This is a genomic window from Sinorhizobium chiapasense, assembly GCF_036488675.1.
Lineage (GTDB): Bacteria > Pseudomonadota > Alphaproteobacteria > Rhizobiales > Rhizobiaceae > Sinorhizobium > Sinorhizobium chiapasense.
The window spans coordinates 826,887-840,923 of record NZ_CP133152.1 but is presented as its reverse complement, the minus strand read 5'-3'; the positions used below and the strand labels follow the sequence as shown (position 1 = coordinate 840,923).

Below are 14,037 nucleotides of genomic sequence, written 5' to 3'. Positions count from 1 at the left end.
CCTGCGCAGGCACGACTGTCGAGCAGATCAAAGGGCAAGACCCTGATTGCCTGCGGCGTGGGAGGCAGTCGCTTCCGCCGTCGCGTCAACCGGCAGAGTGAAGATAAACGTCGCTCCATGCGGTTCGTTGTTCTTCGCCCATAATTGCCCGCCGTGCGACTCGACGATCGAACGGCAGATCGCGAGCCCCATGCCCATCCCGTGCTCTTTGGTCGTAAAGAACGGCTCGAATATCCTGTCGGGAAACTCGACGCCAGGGCCGCGGTCACTGATTTCGGTCTGGATCACATCCCCGATCCGGCGCACACGTATTCCGAAGACCCTCTCGCCCGCGGTGGAATCCATCGCATCCATGCCGTTGCGGATGAGATTGATCAGAACCTGCTGGATCTGGACGCGATCCAGGGTCACAAATGGAAGGTTGCTTTCGACATCAACATCCATACGTACGCGCCGCCGCGCCGCCTCCGCGGCCATGAGGCTACGCGCGTCGGCAATGACGCCAGCGAGCGTTGTGCTGGTCCTCGTTTCTGCGGAGTGTTTGAACAAGGCGCGGATGTGGCTGACGACATCCGCGGCCGAACTCGCATCCTGAATGATGCGCTCCAGCCTCTTCTGCGCCCGTTCGATATTTGGAGGTTCGGCCATGAGCCAGCGTTGGCACGCATGCGAGTTCGCCATGACAGCCGCCAAGGGTTGGTTCACCTCGTGCGCGATGGACGCGGAGAGTTCGGCAAGGCTCGCTGCCTGGCTCGAACGGGCGAGGTTCTCCTGGGCGAGGCGCAATTCATCCCGGCCACGGACCTGATCTTCAATATCGAGGCAGACGCCGTTCCATTGCACGATCGCGCCGTCGCTATTGCGCATGGCGGCTGCGCGCATTTCAACCCACCGGTATTCGCCGTCGAAGCGACGTAGGCGATGGTTCTGTGCATAGGGTTCGCCAGTGGCCAAGGAGTGCGCGAGCAACTTGTTTACCGCGGCCAGATCGTCCGGATGAATGATCGCGTTCAGCACGCTCGCGAGGCGTGAAGTGCCGGCGACATCCTTGTCCCCGACGTTGAAGCCGATGAAGCTGCGCAGTTGTTGACTGAAGTATATGGGCTTACCGTCCGGTGCTGCACACCAGATGAGGGCAGGCAGCGTCTCGACGAGTTCTCGCAGCGAGCGTTCGCTCTGGCGCAATGTGAGCGTCGCCAGCTGGTGCTGCCGGGATATGGCGGCCACAATGAGCGCCGAGAATGCCGAGATGGCCAGAAAAAGCTGCAGCATGATCTGCTTTTCTTTCTGGGACTCAGGATCGCCGGCAAATTGGCTGGCACCGATTACTGTGAATCCTGCGGTGATCAAAGCGAGGAGGGTCAAGGCGACGGCGGCGCCTTTGAACTCAAACCGCATCGCGGCCCAAAGGAGAGGCGGCATGATGATGTAGGCGAAGGGCAGGTAACCGCTCAAGGAAAGGGCGGCGACACCGAGAAAGATCAGCCCCAGGATGCTAGCCTCCAGCCATCGCGCGGCCGAGAGATGGGCGTCACTACCCCAGTTCTGGAACACGACCAGCGCCAATGGCGCTACGATCAGGACCCCGGTGGCGTCTCCGATCCACCATAGAGGCCAGGCCGTAGCGAAGGATTGTATGCCAAACCATGCGAGCGTCGCACTTCCCACCGTCGCGCTTATGACTGGCGCAATTCCAGCCCCCAGCGCGACCAGGGCGAGAACTTCCTCCAAGGTTTCCAGCCGAACTGTCCGTCCGCAGGCCCGGTTCACGAGCCATGCGCCGGCCGCCGCCTCAAGAGCGTTGCCGCTAAAGATCAGGGAGGCGACAGGCAGCGGATTATGGAACCACAAGACGTTGCCAGAGAGTTCAGCGAGAAAGCCTCCCAGCACCCACCACGGCCAGCTCTGCCTGGAGGCGAGGATAAGCGTAGCCATGAAAAGCCCGCTCGGGGGCCAAATGGAAATACCAGTTCCCGGCACAAGCGCGAGCAACTGAGCAAATCCGCTGGCCAGCACATAGGCGACAATAAAAAGCCCGAGATGCAAGAATCGAGGGCGATGCAACCAGACGCTCATCATCGGCTGCTCCTCCCGCACGGAGAAAGTCTGGGACTGTCAGCGCTTCGTGCGGCAGTTATGCTCGATATCCGGGCTGGCGAAATCGCACCCACACCCTAACCCCCGGGCTCGAACCACATCCCATGCCATGTGATGGCTCGAAACCATGCTGATGACCCGTGAGAACCCGCGCTCCCGCTCGCGCAAGGCGGAACCTCGGTTCTCTTGAAAACGTCGATGCTAATCGACGCAGCGAACCGTCCAGTGATACAATTATTGCTGTCGCGAGACGATCATACCCATGTCGCACCCCCAAGCCATTTGTACACCGCATGCGGGGCTCAATGCAAAAGAGATCGCTGGCCTGCAGGCGGTGACGAAGGCGCATGGAGCAAAGCTCTCAGTCAGCCGGTATTGGAGATCCGGGCCGCGCCGCTTGGGCGTTCTACTCTGACTGCTCGCGCTCATGGTGGGGTCGCCCCTCCAGTCAGGGCGTCGCCGATCGCTGCGAGCAGCGCCTGCCCGTCGAAAGGTTTGCGGAAGAACCGGTTGTGCTTTGCCTCCTGCGGCGCAGGGATCTCGTGGCGGCCGGTGATCAGGATCACTGGCAAGTCGGGGCGTCTCTCGCCCATCAATCGCTTCAACTCGAAGCCGTCGATACCGGGCATGCCGATGTCGGTGATCAGACAATCGATTTCCGGCAAAGCATTGCTACTCAGGAGGGCGTGGGCCGAAGAGAATGCCCGCACGCCGTACGCCGCCGACTCGAGAAGATCCTCGAGCGAATCGAGAACGCGCTGGTCATCATCGACGATCGCCACCACGGACTTTGAGAGGGACATACGCACAAGCTTCCTCAACGTCTGGAACGAATGACTTGAATCTGCAATTTTTCGGCAATTCGCGCCAAATCGGCAAGTGAGGTCGCCTGCATCTTCTGCATGATCTCGGTGCGGTGCATTTCAAAGGTGATCTCACTGATGCCGAGTTCGGCTGCCGCCTGCTTGTCCGGGACGCCGCTGACCACAAGCGGCAGCAACGCGCGCTCCTGCTGTGTAAGTGCCGCCAAGCGGCGTTCGAGCTCAGTCAGCTCCGTCCGTGCCGATCGTTGAACGCGGTCCCGGTCGATCGCCGCCCGAACCGCCGCGACCAGATCGTGCTCCCCGACCGGTTTCCTCAGAAAGCCGATGGTGCCGCCCTGATTGGTGCGCACCGACGATGGAATGTCGTCACGCCCCGTAAGGAAAACGATCGGGGGATGAACATCCCGGGACAGCTGTTTCTGAAGCTCCAGGCCGTTGATGCCGGGCAGCTCGATGTCGAGGATCAGGCACGCAGGGATATCGGGCCTCGCATAGGTGACATAGTCGGCCGCGGCGGCGAATGTCTCGGCGCGCCATCCCAGGGACTCCAGCAGCTCGCCGAGCGCTTCGCGCACTCTGGCGTCCTCGTCCACCACGAAGACCATTTCCTCGCGCGGGCTCATGACGTCTCGGTCACTGCCAACGGGCCTCGGTGCATTATTGGGACACAGATATACGGTAGGCAGCTTGGGGATGCCAAACGCAGAAGTGGAGCGCGCAGGAGACGTGACACGAGGTCCGGCGCCCCCAAGCGATTCAGCGAACGGGAAGGTCGCAGTAGGGTGGGGAGCGGAATTAGGCGCCCAAAGCGCTGAGTGGCGGCGTTTGCAGACAAGAGCCGTCATTGCGCAATGCTGCAATGCAGCATAAGCTATATTAAATCATGCGAAGTGATTTATTGTCGTTGTTGTCGAATGCAGCAACTCCTCCCGCTGCGTAGGCACCGATCGGTTCACCTCCTCCCGGAGCCGATCAAATTCCCAAGGCCCCGTGCCATCCTCCCGGCTCGGGGCCTTTTTAATCCTCGGCTGTCGCCCAAGCAGCGTTGGTAAGGTGAGCAGCCGCTTCGCCTCGCTGGAGTGCCGCGGTCGAACGGAATGCCGATTCCCCTAAACTCGGTACGCGCGGCAGCTAACAGTATAATCAAGTCTCGCCTGGCTGACGCACCGAGGTCCGCTTTCGAGACATGCTAATGCTTCAGATCGGGTTCGAGGCGCGGTCGTGATTCTCTAACCGATGGATGGCTCAGTTCTCAGAACGTCCCGCAAAGCGGAGACGAAAACACGGACCTTGGGAAGGACGTTTCGGGTCGTCGGATAGACGGCCCAAATCCCGATTTCCTCAGGAGTGGCGTCATCGAGGACAACGCGCTGTAGCCGCCCCGAAACTAGATCATCAGCGATCGCCCATTCGGAAAGCAGGGAAATTCCGGCGCCTGCTAAACAGGCGGATTGACAACCCGCGATGCTACTGGAGGAAAACCGCGAACCGACGCGAACGTGGTTTTCAGAGCCTCCAGAAATGAAGGTCCAGTGTGTGACCCCGGTCATCGGGAGACAATCATGATGAGCAAGATCGGCGATGCTGCGCGGCACGCCGCGCTGATCCAAATAGCGTGGGGAAGCCACAAGCGTTCGGGGGTTATCGGTCAGCTTCTGTGCGATCAAGCTGCTATCTTTGAGACGCGCGATGCGAATGGCCAGATCAGTTCCGGTGGCGGTCAGATCAGGAAGGCGATCGTTCATGTCCAGCGCAATCTGCAATTCAGGATTTTCCGCCAGGATGGTCGGAATCAATGGCGCGACGATCTTCATCCCAAAGGCTATCGGCACGGAAACGCGAAGCAGGCCCGCAGCACCCAAGGTGTCGGCACGAACCTGAGCGCGGCCCTGATGCTCATTCTCGATAATGGCTTCCGCGAAGGGAAGGAAAGCTTCACCTTCTGGTGTGAGCGACAGCGACCGTGTGGTTCGGTGAAGCAATCGCACGCCAAGGCTATTCTCCAGCGATGCAAGACGACGCGTTGCCGCCATCGGCATTAAGCCAAGGCGCCTTCCCGCCTCGGATATGCTGCCAGAGGACACGGCGCCTACGAAAACCTCAATGTCGTCGGTATTCATTACAACAGAATTCGATAAACAGGCTTAACATCAATCAATACTAAAACGAATGGCGATGCAAAGCTACATCTATTGCGATCTCATAGTTTGAAGGGCCAAGGAAATGACAATCGCAACCGTGAATGCAAAAACGCATGCGGGACTGAGTAGGGTGGGTTTGCTCGCAATGGCTGCCGCCAGCGGCATAGCTGTGGCAAACATCTATTACAGTCAGCCGATGCTTGGTATCATCGAGGCTGACTTTCAGGGACAGTCTGCAACCGGTCTGGTGCCTACCGCCACCCAGCTTGGTTACGCATTGGGTCTCTTTCTTCTGCTGCCCCTCGGTGATCTCGTCCATCGCCGCAAGCTGATCATTGGACAGTTTGTGATATTGGCGATCGCTCTGTCGTTGGCGGCGATATCTTCATCTGCTTGGATGCTGGTCGTTAGCTCCCTTCTCGTCGGAGCAAGTTCAACTGTCGCGCAACAAATCGTTCCGTTCGCCGCGTCGCTTGCTCCAACTGAAAAGCGCGGAGCGACGATTGGGACGGTGATGGCGGGCATTCTGTCGGGCATTTTGTTCAGCCGGACCCTGTCGGGCTTCGTCGGTGAGCACGCAGGTTGGCGGGAGATGTTTTGGATTGGCATGCCAATGGCTTTAGCTGCTGCCGCGATGATGTTCGCGATCCTTCCGGATCATGCCCCTACATCCCGTATGCAATACCACAACGCCATTAAATCGCTGCGATACCTTTGGAAGCATGAGCCATCGTTGCGTACGGCAACCTTGGTACAGGCCGCCCTGTTCGCGTCGTTCACCGCATTTTGGACCATTCTCGCTTTGTATCTGCAGGGCCCAAATTTCGGACTTGGTGCGGATGTCGCCGGTCTCTTCGGTATCGTTGGAGCAGTTGGTGTGTTTGCCGCACCCGTAGCTGGACGCATTGCCGACAAACGCGGACCACATTTTGTTGTCTGGCTTGGTGCTGCCTTGACCGTGGGGTCCTGGATCATTTTCGGAGCGTGGGATTCGATCGTGGCTCTTGTCATCGGCGTCATCGTGCTCGACTCTGGTATCCAGAGCGCGTTGGTTTCCAACCAGCACATCATCTATGCGCTCAATCCTGAAGCACGTAGCCGTTTGAACACGATGTTCATGACCGGCATGTTCCTTGGCGGGGCAGGCGGGTCGGCAATCGCCTCCATCGCATGGCAGAACGGCGCGTGGCTTGGTGTCAGCCTTGTAGGTGGTGTTCTGCCGCTTTTGGCCCTTGGGGTGAAGGCCTTTGGAAAGTCAGCGAGCCCAACCGCCAACAAAGCCAGATAGGATCGATTGGATAAGACCGTGAAAGTTGGAATCGTCGGAGGATCGCTTGCTCAGTTGTTCTCCGCCATACTTCTCCAAATGGACGGCCACGATGTCAGTGTTTACGAGCGCTCCGCCCCGGCCTTACCGGGCGGGGCGCTGGCCTCGTTGGCCAGAGTGACCTCTTCAAGGTATTCCGATCGATTGGATGCGAGCACGTCGCGAGGACCGGGGGCCGTGGCGAAAAAACACACCTACTTTAAGGCAAGCGGTTCGCGGACCATTGGCCGCGTGCTGGTGGACACGGATCGACAAGCTGTCGATCATCTGGGTATTACTTGTCATAAGCCTCTGATCCTGCCTCGAGAATACGTGCCCAGGTGCCCACGCCAGTTCGTATCAGGATTATGAGTGCACGAGTGATTTCACCCGTTGGTCATTTATTGCAGAACGCGCAATAACATCGGAACTATTAACACAATTGTTGTTGCCAGGCTCTCGCGACATTGTGCCCGCATCAGACGAACACTTGTGTCGCATGAGACCTGAAATGACTGCATCGCAGGACCGCGAGATGACCACGAATTTTCTTTCCATGACGCGCCGCCGCGCACTGCTCTCGGCAGCTGCTACCGTAACCACTATGGCTCTTCCAACCTCTTTCAGCTTCGCAGCCGCGGCTGCTTCCACCACCGAAACAAACGAAGGAAACAAGACAATGGGCACTATCACCACAAAGGACGGCGTGGATATCTTCTACAAGGACTGGGGCCCGAAGGATGCCCAGCCTATCATGTTCCATCACGGCTGGCCGCTGTCCTCGGACGACTGGGACGCCCAGATGCTGTTCTTCCTGTCGAAGGGCTACCGCGTTATTGCCCATGACCGCCGTGGTCATGGCCGCTCGGCCCAGGTTGCTGACGGTCACGACATGGACCACTACGCAGCCGACGCCTTTGCCGTCGTCGAGGCGCTTGACCTGAAGAATGCCGTTCATATCGGCCACTCCACCGGCGGCGGCGAGGTTGCCCGCTATGTGGCGAAACATGGCCAGCCTGCCGGACGGGTTGCCAAGGCCGTGCTTGTTTCGGCAGTCCCGCCGCTGATGCTGAAGACCGAGGCCAATCCGGAAGGCCTGCCGATCGAGGTGTTCGACGGCTTCCGGTCGGCACTTGCCGCCAATCGCGCCCAGTTCTTCCGCGATGTTCCGGCTGGCCCGTTTTACGGCTTCAACCGCGAGGGTGCGACGGTTCAGGAAGGCGTGATCCAGAACTGGTGGCGTCAGGGCATGATGGGCGGCGCGAAGGCGCATTATGACGGCATCAAGGCTTTTTCCGAGACGGACCAGACCGAAGATCTGAAGGCGATCACGGTTCCGACGCTTGTGCTGCATGGCGAGGACGACCAGATCGTGCCGATCGCGGACTCGGCGCTGAAGTCGGCGAAGCTTTTGAAGAACGGCTCGCTCAAGACCTATCGTGGCTTTTCGCACGGCATGCTGACCGTCAATGCCGATGTCCTGAATGCCGACCTGCTTGCCTTCGTCCAGGCCTGACGCGAGATGCCAGGGCCCCGGTGCAAATCGGGGGCCCTGGCACTCCAACGCCTGTTCACCCGCGGAATGAGACCATGATGCTGCTGACGCCCAAGCTGGTTGCTCTGACCTTGAGAACTGTCCGCGATGACGGCCTCGAGCCGGGCTGGACGCCGCTATCGGAAACGGAGCTGGATGGCCTCGTCGAGCAGATCGAACGTGAAACGGGTGACGATACGATCGGGGTGTTCGCCTATGGCTCGCTGATCTGGAACCCCGTATTCGAACCGGCAGGCCGCGAGCTCGCGACCGCCTATGGATGGCATCGGTCATTTTCCCTGAAGATCGAACGCTGGCGAGCGACAAAGCGCGCAACCCGGACTGATGATGGCACTTGAACGTGGTGGGCGTTGTGATGGCGTCGTGCTGCAGATATCGCCCGATCGGCGGCGTGAGGATCTTAGGGCGCTTGTTGCGCGCGGGATCAAGTATCGGGAAGTAAAGGACATAGTCCGGTGGGTGTCCATCAGAACTCCGCTTGGTGTCGGTCGAGCCCTGACGTTCTGGACAAGCACAAGACGATTTGGGCTGACGAAGCCACTGCCGGCGAGCAGACTGCATTACTTATTGCGCATGCCTGCGGTGAAGGTGGATCCTGCGCCGAGTATTTACGCAACACGATCATCGATCTTCAGACCGAAGAAATCCAAGACCGCAACCTTTGGCGGCTGCAGGCACTCGTCGCTTCAGAAATAAGCCGGGTTCACAGCGCTTGACGCATTTGCCTTGGCGACGGCGTTGCCTCAGTCGAGCATCACCATCTGCGCCGCCACCTGCTCTTCGAAGAATTTCGAGAATGAGCCTATGCGGGGTGGCAATGCCTGATAGGGTGGATAATAGAGCGTCAGCCACAGATCCGGCGGCGCCCAACCTTTGAAGACATGCACGAGGCGTCCGGTCTCCAGATGTTCGGAGATGTGGAAGTTGGGCAGCATCGCGACGCCTGCGCCATCGGCCGCCATGTCCGCCAAGACCTCCCCGTTGTTGGCGCTGAAGGCGCGGCCCGCCGAGATCGTCATGCTAGAACCGCCGTCTGAAAGAACCCAGTTTTCCCGCCGGCTCTCGCCGCTATAGGCAAGGCAGTCATCGGGCGTCAGTTCGTTCGGATGCTGCATGTCGACGAACCGGCTGCCCGGTGCGGCCACCAGGATGCGCGGTACCACGCGGATCTTGCGCCAGATGGTGAACTTGTCCGATGGCTGGGACGAGATGCGGATCGCCAGATCGTAGTCGTCATCGACGATGTTCACGAGGCCGTCGGATAGCGAGATCTCGAAGCTCATCTTCGGATAGAGCTCCCGGAAGCCGGAAAGAATCGGCGGCAGTACCGCCTTGCCGAACCAGGTCGGCGCGCTGATCCTGAGCCGCCCCTGATCCGCCTTGTGGGCGTTCATCACGTCACGCCGGGCATCTTCGAGTGTCTTGACCGCCGGCTGGATCTGCGCGGCGAAAATCGCTCCGTCGGTTGTCAGCGAAACCTGCCTTGTGGTGCGCACGAAGAGTTGTACGCCGAGTTCGGCCTCCAGCGCGGCGATGGCGCGGGTCACTGCGGCCGGCGTCATGTCGAGTTCGCGGGCGACCTGGGCGAAGTTTCGTTTCTCGGCAGCCAACAGGAAGGTTCGGAGGGCTTTGTAGTCGTTCATCTCGATTGTTTCGAAAAGAGCAATTCAATCGAAACAAATATTGCAATTCCTCTGAATTATCAATCAGCCTAAACCTCTCTCCATACAGAAACGTCAACGCCGAGACAGAGAGGCACCGACATGATCAAGGATATCAAGGGACTGCACCACGTTACCTCCATGGCGTCGGATGCAAGGCAGAACAACCGCTTCTTCACCGAGACGCTGGGCCTTCGTCGCGTCAAGCAGACCGTCAACTTCGACGATCCGAGCGTCTATCATCTGTATTATGGTGACGAGAATGGCTCGGCCGGCACGGTCATGACCTATTTCCCATTCCCGCATATGATGCTTGGCCGTCCTGGCGTCGGCGAAGTCGGCGAAACGCAGTTCTCCGTGCCGGAGGGCTCTCTCAAGTTCTGGAGCGATCGCTTTTCAGCACAGGGCGTCGATGGGCTCGAAACAGACAAGGTCTTCGGCGCCAATCGGCTTCGCTTCATGGGACCCGACGGTGACAGTCTTGCCCTGATAGAAACTGCCGACGACAAACGTGCGCCGTGGCTCGCGGACGGTATTCCCAATGACGCGGCGATCCGAGGCTTCGCCGGCGCGCGCTTTAGCCTGCATGATACCGGTGCCACAAAAGAACTGTTGGGTTTCATGGGCTATCAGCGCGCCGAAGTCGAAGGTGATGTCACCCGGTTCATCATCCCCGGTGGCAACGGCGCAGACACGATCGACCTCGCGTCGCTCCCGAATACGTCGTTTGCGCGGCAGGGTGCTGGCTCCGTGCATCATATCGCCTTCGCCGTTGACAACCGCGAAAAGCAACTGGAAGTCCGCAAGGCATTGATGGACACCGGGTATCAGGTGACGCCGGTTATCGACCGAGATTATTTCTGGGCGATCTATTTCCGCACGCCGGGTGGTGTGCTGTTCGAGGTTGCCACGAACGAACCCGGCTTCAACCGTGACGAGGACACGGCGCACCTCGGAGAAGCGCTCAAGCTGCCAATCCGATATGAGGCCTTCCGCGATCAGATACAGGCCAATCTCGAGCCCCTTGCCGCGTAACGTTTCAGGAAAGGCTAAATGAAACCGAGATGAAACGCCGCGCTTTCGAACCAGCGCGGTGTTGCTACCTGTGAACTGCATTAAACACATTTGCGGGATTATGTAGCAAATGCCACCAACCGGACGCGCTGCAACGCTGGCAGCTTTGGACCTGAGTGCAGCCAGCGGTCGTCGTCCGCAAATGCGCCAGGAGCAGTCGTCGTAAACTAGCTGATTAGCTTGCCTGCTTATGGTATCCGACAGTCCGAGTAGCAAACTCGGTTCGGTGGAGATAAACCGATGAGTGTCAAATCGTCGATCTCGCTGACCAACCAGCAGGACGCGTTTGCCCGTTCGCTGGTGAAGAGCGGCAGGTACTCCAGCCTAAGTTCCGTTCTTCAGCAGGGCTTGGAACTCCTCCGCCAAAAGACGGAAGCTGAGACCGTCGAAACGGAAGCGCTTCGCGAATTACTCCAGCGTCGCTTGAAAGACCCGATGATTTCCACGACAGAAATGGAAAGCCGCATCGACGCAATGATTGAGCGGAAGCGGTGGTCTGTCTAACCGATGACCACTAAGGGCTGCCAGCGGACATTGGTGGCATTTGCTACATAATTCCGCACATTTGCTCAGCGCAAACAAAAACGCCCGAAGAAGTGCCTTCGGGCGTTTACGGTGCTGCGGGACTCGCACACCTATATCCACTTCGTAGATGGCCACATCAGGCGGTCAGCATTGTTTCGTCAGGTGAGATGCAAGTGCGCGCAAACCCTCTTCGTAGATTCCTCGGAACGACTCCGAGGCCTGCTCATCACTGACCCCATCTGGCGTAAACTGGCCCGACCATTCCACTCGCGCACCTTTTCCGGAAGGACCTTCGACAACACGCAGCGTCGACACGTAGGTGGTAACGGGAAACCCGGCTGTCAAAATCGAATAGCTGTAGCTCCGAGCGGCATGGTCGAACGAAAGGAGACGTTCAACGATTGTCGCTCCCTCGGGGTTGGTAAGGCTTCTGATCCGACCGCCGTCACTCAACTCAGACTTCGGGATATACGGCAGCCAGTCGGGAAGAGACCCGAATCCGCCTATCAACTGCCAGACTTCGTCTGCAGTAGCGATGAGATCGATACTTGCATGAGCGCTCGCCAATTTTGGCCTCCTTCACCGGTCAATCGGAAGTGGTGCATTTGCGGCAACCGATCCCGACTTGCGGAGATCGCGCCAGAAATCATCTGGAACTTCTGTATTGATGGCATCGAGGTCTTCTCTGATGCGTTGCTGCTTGCTCGCACCTGGAATAGCGGCAACCGCTGCCGGATGCGCCAAGGCGAACTGAAGAGCCGCGGCCTTGATAGGCATAGAATATTGATCGGCAAGGGCCTTAATCCTATCGACCTTTGCAATGATCGCTGGCGAGTATTCGGCATATTCGAAGTGAATGCCGCCGGCCAGGATCCCCGAGCTATAGGGGCCGCCAACGACGATGCCGACGCCCTTCTCCTCCGCCAACGGCATCAGCCGCTGCAAGGCCGACTCGTGGTCGAGGAGTGAATACCTTCCGGCCAGGAGCATACCATCAGGTCGAACATTGGAAAGACCGAGCGTAAGTTCGACCGGTTCAACCCGATTTACGCCTAGACCCCAGCCTTTGATAACGCCTTCGTCACGAAGTTGGTCGAGTGTTCGCATGGCTCCTTTACGCGCAATCTCGAATTGTGAAAGCCACTCGTCACCGTGGAAATCCTGCGCAATGTCGTGGATCCAGACAAAGTCGAACCGGTCGACGCCCATGCGTTTCAAGCTATCGTCTATCGAACGTTTTGTTCCATCGGCCGAGTAGTCGTAAATGATCTTGTTTGGCAGGCCGAATTCGAAAAGACCGCCCTTTTCTCCGAATTCGCGTTGTCCCGTTTCAATCTCGTCAAGGATGATACGGCCGACTTTCGTGCTCAACACGTAGTCATCGCGCTTGTGCTTGACCAATTCCTTTCCTGGACGTGGGCCTGATCTGCTAGGCACTGCCAGAGAATGCCGATGACCTCGCCGCGGAAAAGATTCTCGATGACCCGATGGTGCTTGCCGTTCCCAAAAATCACTATTTAGCAAAGGCACGACAGCTGGCGCCGGCCGATCTTGCGACGCAAGGATGGGTCGGCAACATCCATAGGGACGATGCGTTCAATCACCTTGAGTTTTCTAAAGCCTGCGGTCGGGCAGGCTTCGCTCCCGACGTGATCGCGGAGGCGCCAGAACCGCTAGCTGCCTTGGGGCTAGTAGCCGCCGGAGTGGGTGTTACGGTTGTCCAGCACAGTTTGCGTCATCAGGTACCCGAAGGAGTAGTGCTGCTCGATTTGCCGTGGTTCACCTATCGGACATCCCTATGGGTAGCATGGCACAAGGTCGCTCTCCGTCCGCTTGTCACTCATTTCAGGAATTTAGTGCGGCAGTCAAGACTCCTGGAAACGTCAGAGAATTGCGAGACGCAGGCAGTCGTCTGAGGAGTGGCGGATGAGGTGCCAGATGCTGGAAAGTCGGCTATCGGTCGCCTTGGCTGGCACCGCGCCGCGCATTCCTCGACCACGGCCACTGACCATCGATCTCGGCCTCGAGCGAGAAGCTCAGGAACGTCCGGATGAGGACGATCAACCCGAGCAGCCCAACACTTTCCCAGGTCAGGGGAGCGATGATCGTAGCAATGATGTCGGCACCAATCAGGATCTCCAGGCCGAGCAATATCCCCCGGCCGAGGTTGGCACGATACCGGTCATAGGCGTCCCGCCTTGCGCCGGTGCAGTCACTGACGTAGCCGATCGTTGCGATCACCACGCCGACCAGGATGACGCCGACGCCGAAGAATTCGAGGCCGGTCGAAATCGGCTTCAAGACCGGGGCGATTAGGCTTGCCAGTCCACTGGCTTCACTACCGATGTCCATCGAATAATTTCCTTTTGTTCAAGTGGGATGTAATCAATCTGAGTCCTCTGACGTTAGTTCGCTTAGGCGCCGGCCGTGCTGGCAAACAGGGCGACGGCTGCTGCCATCTTCGTAACCCGCGTTTTGGCCGCAGCCACTTCGTCGGCTTTCGGATCGGCCCGCACATCCGCGAGATCGAGCATGATTTGAGTAGTCGTGCCGGTCATCAGCGTCGAAGGAGGCGCCTTCGACAGATGCGCCCGGTGAAGGCCGTTCTGAATGGCCATCGCCGAAACCCAGAGCCATGCCGACGGCCAGCGTTATGGCGCCTTCTACAGCGCGAAACGGGCCATGATAGAGAGCGTAGGCTGCAACTCCGGTAAACAGGATCAGCTTCACGACCAGCATCGGCCGGATCGGTGAGCGGTTCAGGCTTTGAAGCTTCAGACAGACGAGACGCAACACGAAGACCACCATGCAAAAAACCGGAAGAGCCAGAAGCTTGGAATGTCGGCTGAGCTGC

At 58.6% G+C, this 14,037-nt stretch carries 14 protein-coding genes and 4 pseudogenes; 8 read left to right on the top strand and 10 right to left on the bottom strand.

The features are described 5' to 3' along the window. Positions 1 to 27: 27 nt before the first annotated feature. The 5 genes and pseudogenes from RB548_RS32360 to RB548_RS28585 form a co-directional block, all read right to left on the bottom strand. Positions 28 to 549, bottom strand: a complete 522-nt coding sequence (locus RB548_RS32360; protein ID WP_456300001.1) for a sensor histidine kinase — start codon at positions 547 to 549, stop codon at positions 28 to 30. Next, positions 526 to 2,079, bottom strand: a pseudogene (locus tag RB548_RS28600) (MASE1 domain-containing protein); the annotation flags it as partial. The pseudogene RB548_RS28600 and the gene RB548_RS32360, both read right to left, overlap by 24 nt. 443 nt (positions 2,080 to 2,522) lie before the next feature. Then, a complete protein-coding gene (locus RB548_RS28595) occupies positions 2,523 to 2,900 on the bottom strand; it encodes a response regulator transcription factor (RefSeq protein ID WP_331375776.1) in 378 nt (125 codons plus the stop codon). A gap of 14 nt (positions 2,901 to 2,914) precedes the next feature. Continuing rightward, positions 2,915 to 3,544 (bottom strand): response regulator transcription factor, encoded by a 630-nt coding sequence (locus tag RB548_RS28590; protein ID WP_331375775.1) that lies wholly within the window; start codon positions 3,542 to 3,544, stop codon positions 2,915 to 2,917. A gap of 606 nt (positions 3,545 to 4,150) precedes the next feature. Then, positions 4,151 to 5,041, bottom strand: a complete 891-nt coding sequence (locus tag RB548_RS28585) for a LysR family transcriptional regulator (RefSeq protein WP_331375774.1) — start codon at positions 5,039 to 5,041, stop codon at positions 4,151 to 4,153. 103 nt (positions 5,042 to 5,144) lie between these two features. Here RB548_RS28585 and RB548_RS28580 point away from each other — a divergent pair, with 103 nt between their 5' ends. The 4 genes and pseudogenes from RB548_RS28580 (at position 5,145) to RB548_RS28565 (ending at position 8,639) form a co-directional block, all read left to right on the top strand. Further along, complete coding sequence (locus tag RB548_RS28580) at positions 5,145 to 6,350, top strand: MFS transporter (protein ID WP_331375773.1); 1,206 nt, start codon at positions 5,145 to 5,147, stop codon at positions 6,348 to 6,350. A gap of 6 nt (positions 6,351 to 6,356) precedes the next feature. Beyond that, positions 6,357 to 6,602 (top strand): annotated as a pseudogene (locus tag RB548_RS28575) (2-polyprenyl-6-methoxyphenol hydroxylase); the annotation flags it as partial. A gap of 301 nt (positions 6,603 to 6,903) precedes the next feature. Further along, the gene (locus tag RB548_RS28570; RefSeq protein WP_331375209.1) at positions 6,904 to 7,884 is read left to right on the top strand and encodes an alpha/beta fold hydrolase; all 981 of its coding nucleotides are present in this window, start codon (positions 6,904 to 6,906) and stop codon (positions 7,882 to 7,884) included. A gap of 77 nt (positions 7,885 to 7,961) precedes the next feature. Continuing rightward, a pseudogene (locus RB548_RS28565) lies at positions 7,962 to 8,639 on the top strand (gamma-glutamylcyclotransferase). Between the two features lie 27 nt (positions 8,640 to 8,666). Here the strand turns inward: RB548_RS28565 and RB548_RS28560 are convergent. Beyond that, on the bottom strand, positions 8,667 to 9,566 hold the full coding sequence (locus RB548_RS28560) for a LysR family transcriptional regulator (protein WP_331375113.1): 900 nt from the start codon (positions 9,564 to 9,566) through the stop codon (positions 8,667 to 8,669). Between the two features lie 120 nt (positions 9,567 to 9,686). Here RB548_RS28560 and RB548_RS28555 point away from each other — a divergent pair, with 120 nt between their 5' ends. Together RB548_RS28555 and RB548_RS28550 are read left to right on the top strand one after the other, a co-directional pair. Next, a complete protein-coding gene (locus tag RB548_RS28555) occupies positions 9,687 to 10,619 on the top strand; it encodes a VOC family protein (protein ID WP_331375112.1) in 933 nt (310 codons plus the stop codon). Between the two features lie 279 nt (positions 10,620 to 10,898). Continuing rightward, positions 10,899 to 11,162, top strand: a complete 264-nt coding sequence (locus RB548_RS28550) for a type II toxin-antitoxin system ParD family antitoxin (protein WP_331375111.1) — start codon at positions 10,899 to 10,901, stop codon at positions 11,160 to 11,162. Between the two features lie 165 nt (positions 11,163 to 11,327). On the opposite strand, the gene RB548_RS28545 is transcribed toward RB548_RS28550, so the two are convergent. Both RB548_RS28545 and RB548_RS28540 read right to left on the bottom strand, forming a co-directional pair. Beyond that, on the bottom strand, positions 11,328 to 11,750 hold the full coding sequence (locus RB548_RS28545; RefSeq protein ID WP_331375110.1) for an SRPBCC family protein: 423 nt from the start codon (positions 11,748 to 11,750) through the stop codon (positions 11,328 to 11,330). A 12-nt stretch (positions 11,751 to 11,762) separates the two neighbouring features. Then, positions 11,763 to 12,599: pseudogene (locus RB548_RS28540) on the bottom strand (aldo/keto reductase); the annotation flags it as partial. Between the two features lie 71 nt (positions 12,600 to 12,670). Between RB548_RS28540 and RB548_RS28535 the strand changes: the two are divergent. Next, complete coding sequence (locus tag RB548_RS28535; RefSeq protein ID WP_331375107.1) at positions 12,671 to 13,099, top strand: LysR substrate-binding domain-containing protein; 429 nt, start codon at positions 12,671 to 12,673, stop codon at positions 13,097 to 13,099. 37 nt (positions 13,100 to 13,136) lie between these two features. Here RB548_RS28535 and RB548_RS28530 read toward each other — a convergent pair whose 3' ends face one another. After that, complete coding sequence (locus RB548_RS28530; RefSeq protein WP_331375106.1) at positions 13,137 to 13,535, bottom strand: DUF1622 domain-containing protein; 399 nt, start codon at positions 13,533 to 13,535, stop codon at positions 13,137 to 13,139. Between the two features lie 62 nt (positions 13,536 to 13,597). Then, positions 13,598 to 13,801, bottom strand: coding sequence for a YoaK family protein (locus tag RB548_RS28525; RefSeq protein ID WP_331375105.1), 204 nt, complete (start codon positions 13,799 to 13,801; stop codon positions 13,598 to 13,600). Here RB548_RS28525 and RB548_RS28520 point away from each other — a divergent pair. After that, positions 13,794 to 13,937, top strand: a complete 144-nt coding sequence (locus RB548_RS28520; RefSeq protein WP_331375104.1) for a hypothetical protein — start codon at positions 13,794 to 13,796, stop codon at positions 13,935 to 13,937. The genes RB548_RS28525 and RB548_RS28520 overlap by 8 nt on opposite strands. The last annotated feature ends 100 nt before the right edge of the window (positions 13,938 to 14,037 follow it).